2 protein-coding genes are annotated in these 1,034 nt (G+C 62.3%); both read left to right on the top strand.

Annotated features, from left to right (window positions below; all coding sequences use genetic code 11):
• Window positions 1-510, top strand: a 510-nt coding sequence (locus IP76_RS20470; RefSeq protein ID WP_156318666.1) for a formyltetrahydrofolate deformylase, incomplete at its 5' end; no start/stop codon positions are given.
• Between the two features lie 3 nt (window positions 511-513).
• Window positions 514-1,034, top strand: a 521-nt coding sequence (locus tag IP76_RS20465) for a tetrahydrofolate dehydrogenase/cyclohydrolase catalytic domain-containing protein (protein ID WP_306765497.1), incomplete at its 3' end; no start/stop codon positions are given.

The following is a 1,034-nucleotide window of genomic DNA, read 5'->3' as shown; positions in this document are numbered from 1 at the left end:
CAGAAGGTCGTCGTGAACCACGACATTCCCTTCCACCACATCCCGGTCACCAAGGCCAACAAGCCGGAAGCCGAAGCCCGGATCATGGACCTCGTCGAGCAGACCGGCAGCGAACTCATCGTGCTTGCCCGCTACATGCAGATCCTGTCGGACCAGATGTGCAGCAAGATGTCCGGCAAGATCATCAACATTCACCACTCCTTCCTGCCGTCGTTCAAGGGTGCAAACCCCTACAAGCAGGCCTTCGAGCGCGGCGTGAAGCTGATCGGGGCAACCGCCCATTATGTCACCGCCGATCTCGACGAAGGTCCGATCATCGAGCAGGACGTCGCCCGCATCACCCATGCCCAGTCGGCGGAGGATTACGTCTCGATCGGCCGCGATGTCGAAAGCCAGGTCCTGGCCCGCGCCATCCACGCGCATATCCACCATCGCACCTTCATCAACGGCAACCGCACGGTGGTCTTCCCCGCAAGCCCGGGCTCTTACGCCTCCGAGCGCATGGGGTGAGCCATGACGGTTATCATCGACGGAAAGGCGGCGGCCGCTTCGGTGGTCGAAGCGGCAGGCTCTGCGGCAGGTCAGCTGGAAATGCTCGGACATCGTCGTCCGGGGCTCGCTGTGGTGATCGTCGGCAATGATCCGGCAAGCCACGCCTATGTTGGCGCAAAGAGCCGCATGGCCAAGCAGAGCGGTTTTAATTCCATCCAGCACACCCTGCCGGAGGAGACCTCTCAGGACGCGCTGATGGCATTGGTCGCTTCCCTGAATGCCGATCCCGAAATTGACGGCATCCTGGTCCAGCTTCCGCTACCCAAGCATCTCGACAGCGAGCCGGTCATCCAGTCGATCCTGCCGGAAAAGGATGTCGACGGCCTGCACATCGTCAATGCCGGCAAGCTGGCAACCGGCGACCTGAAAACCGGCCTCATCTCCTGCACGCCGGCCGGCGCCATGATCCTGGTCCGCCAGATCCATGGCACGGATCTCTCCGGCCTCAACGCGCTCGTCATCGGCCGCTCGAACCTGTTCGG

The organism is Rhizobium sp. AAP43, assembly GCF_001296045.1.
GTDB lineage: Bacteria > Pseudomonadota > Alphaproteobacteria > Rhizobiales > Rhizobiaceae > Allorhizobium.
The sequence above is the reverse complement of the archived record's forward strand: the minus strand, read 5'-3'. Positions and strand labels throughout refer to the sequence as shown.